Here is a 3,207-nt window from a genome sequence, read left to right as displayed (position 1 = left end):
CCGAGGGTCATCAGGTACGGCAGCTCCCCCACGGCCGGGAACCGCACCCCGCCGAACAGCTCCACCGGGTGCCGCCCCTCGAAGGCGCTGAGATCCAGCTCCGTGGGCTGTGCGAAGCGGGAGAAGTTGTTCACGCAGAGCACCAGGTCGTCCTCGTACTCGCGCAGGAAGGCGAGGACGGCGGGGTTGGAGGACGGCAGTTCGGTGTAGGAGCCGAGGCCGAAGGCGGGGTTCTGTTTGCGGATCTCGATCATCCGGCGGGTCCAGTGGAGCAGGGAGGAGGGGGAGGCCATGGACGCTTCGACGCTGGTGACCTGGTAGCCGTAGACCGGGTCCATGATGGCGGGGAGGAAGAGGCGTCCGGGGTCGGAGGAGGAGAAGCCGGCGTTGCGGTCCGGGGTCCACTGCATGGGGGTGCGGACGGCGTCGCGGTCGCCGAGCCAGATGTTGTCGCCCATGCCGATCTCGTCGCCGTAGTAGATGATCGGTGATCCGGGGAGCGACAGCAGGAGGGCGTTGAAGAGTTCGATCTGGTTGCGGTCGTTGTCCAGCAGGGGGGCGAGGCGGCGGCGGATGCCGATGTTGGCGCGCATGCGGGGGTCCTTGGCGTATTCCGCCCACATGTAGTCGCGTTCCTCGTCGGTGACCATCTCCAGGGTCAGTTCGTCGTGGTTGCGCAGGAAGATGCCCCACTGGCAGCCGGAGGGGATGGCGGGGGTCTTGGCGAGGATCTCCGAGACGGGGTAGCGGGACTCGCGGCGCACGGCCATGAAGATGCGGGGCATGACGGGGAAGTGGAAGGCCATGTGGCACTCGTCGCCGCCGGCGGAGTAGTCGCCGAAGTAGTCGACGACGTCCTCCGGCCACTGGTTGGCCTCCGCCAGGACCACCGTGTCCGGGTACTGGGTGTCGATCTCCTTGCGCACCCGCTTCAGGAACGCGTGGGTCTCCGGGAGGTTCTCGCAGTTCGTCCCCTCCCGCTGGTACAGGTACGGCACCGCGTCCAGCCGGAACCCGTCGATCCCCAGGTCCAGCCAGAACTTCAGGGCGGAGATCATCTCCTCCTGGACCGCCGGGTTCTCGTAGTTGAGGTCCGGCTGGTGCGAGAAGAAGCGGTGGAAGTAGTACTGCTTGCGTACAGGGTCGTACGTCCAGTTGGACGCCTCGGTGTCGACGAAGATGATGCGGGCGTCCTGGAACTGCTTGTCGTCGTCGGCCCACACGTAGTAGTCGCCGTAGGGGCCGTCCGGGTCCTTGCGCGACTCCTGGAACCACGGGTGCTGGTCGCTGGTGTGGTTCATGACGAAGTCGATGATCACGCGCATGCCGCGCTGGTGCGCGGAGTCGACGAACTCGACGAAGTCGGCGAGGTCGCCGAAGTCGGGCAGCACGGCGGTGTAGTCGGCCACGTCGTAACCGCCGTCGCGCAGCGGCGACTTGAAGAAGGGCGGCAGCCACAGGCAGTCGACGCCCAGCCACTGCAGATAGTCGAGTTTGGCGGTCAGACCCTTCAGGTCGCCGATGCCGTCGCCGTTGCTGTCCTGGAAGGAGCGGACCAGGACCTCGTAGAAGACGGCTCGTTTGAACCAGTCCGGGTCCCGGTCCTTGGCAGGCGTGTCCTCGAAGGTGTCCGGGACGGGTTCGTTGACGATCATGTGGTGGCTGACCCTCCGATCTGCGGGACGGGCGGTCGCAGAGCCCTGCTGTGCTCACCGGAGGGACCGCCCTCCGCTCCCCGGCCGACGACGAGCACATGCGCCCCGCCCGGGCCGAGACGCACATAGTTGGCCCTGCCCCATGCATAGGTCTCGCCGGTGAGCTCGTCGCGCACCGGCACCGACTCGTGCCGGTCCAGGCCGAGTTGCGGCATGTCCAACGAGACCGTGGCCTCCTGGGTGTGGTGGGGATCGAGGTTGGCGACCACCAGAACGATGTTCGAACCCTGCCGCTTCGAGTACGCGATGACCGCCTCCTGGTCGGCCTGGTGGAAGTGGAGGTCGCGCAGTTGCCGCAGGGCGGGATTCTCCCTGCGGAGGGTGTTGAGCCTGGTGATGAGGGGGGTGATGGTGCGTCCCTCGCGTTCGGCGGATTCCCAGTCGCGGGGGCGGAGCTGGTACTTCTCGCTGTGGAGGTATTCCTCGCTGCCTTCGCGCAGGGGGGTGTTCTCGCAGAGTTCGTAGCCGCTGTAGATGCCCCAGGAGGGGGAGAGGGTGGCGGCGAGGACGGCGCGGACCTCGAAGGCGGGGCGGCCGCCGTGCTGGAGGTAGGCGTGCAGGATGTCGGGGGTGTTGGCGAAGAAGTTGGGCCGCATGGAGGCGGCGGCGTCGCCGGAGAGTTCGGTGAGGTAGTCGGTGAGTTCCTGTTTGGTGTTGCGCCAGGTGAAGTAGGTGTAGGACTGCTGGAAGCCGATGTCGGCGAGGGTGCGCATCATCGCGGGGCGGGTGAAGGCCTCGGCGAGGAAGATGACGTCGGGGTCGGTGCGGTTGATGTCGCCGATGACGCGTTCCCAGAACACGACGGGTTTGGTGTGGGGGTTGTCCACCCGGAAGATGCGTACTCCGGTGTGCATCCAGTGGCGCAGGATCCGGCAGGTCTCGGTGGTCAGGCCGTCCATGTCGGCGTCGAAGGCGATGGGGTAGATGTCCTGGTACTTCTTCGGGGGGTTCTCGGCGTAGGCGATGGAGCCGTCGGGGCGGTGGTGGAACCATGCGGGGTGTTTGTGGACCCAGGGGTGGTCGGGGGAGCACTGGAGGGCGAAGTCGAGGGCGACCTCGAGGCCGAGTTCGCGGGCGCGGGTGACGAAGCGGGTGAAGTCCTCCAGGGTGCCGAGCCGGGGGTGGACGGCGTCGTGGCCGCCTTCGGGTGAGCCGATGGCCCAGGGGACGCCGACGTCGTCGGGTGCGGCGTCGAGGGTGTTGTCGGGGCCCTTGCGGAAGGTGGTGCCGATGGGGTGGATCGGGGGGAGGTAGACGACGTCGAAGCCCATGGCGGCGATCGCGGGGAGGCGGCGGGCGGCGGTGGTGAAGGTGCCGTGCGGCTGTTCGGGGGTGCCCTCGGAGCGGGGGAAGAACTCGTACCAGGAGCCGTAGAGGGCCCGCTCGCGTTCCACCAGGAGAGGGAGCGGGTCGCTGCTGGTGACGTGTTCCCGCAGTGGATGGCGGGCCAGTACCGCGTCCACCTCCGGCGTCAACGCCCCCGCCAGCCGGG

The 3,207-nt window shown here is 67.7% G+C and carries 2 protein-coding genes; both read right to left on the bottom strand.

All coding sequences use genetic code 11. The annotated features are described in order from the left end of the window. Positions 1–1,655, bottom strand: a 1,655-nt coding sequence (gene treS / locus B9S61_RS24540; RefSeq protein WP_103544189.1) for a maltose alpha-D-glucosyltransferase, incomplete at its 3' end; no start/stop codon positions are given. After that, the coding region (locus B9S61_RS24535) for an alpha-amylase family glycosyl hydrolase (protein WP_103544188.1) at positions 1,652–3,207 on the bottom strand (1,556 nt) is incomplete at its 5' end. The genes treS and B9S61_RS24535, both read right to left, overlap by 4 nt.

Origin of the sequence: Streptomyces sp. SM1 (assembly GCF_002910825.1) — a bacterium.
GTDB classification, from domain to species: Bacteria; Actinomycetota; Actinomycetes; order Streptomycetales; family Streptomycetaceae; genus Streptomyces; species Streptomyces okerensis.
The sequence above is the reverse complement of the archived record's forward strand: the minus strand, read 5'-3'. Positions and strand labels throughout refer to the sequence as shown.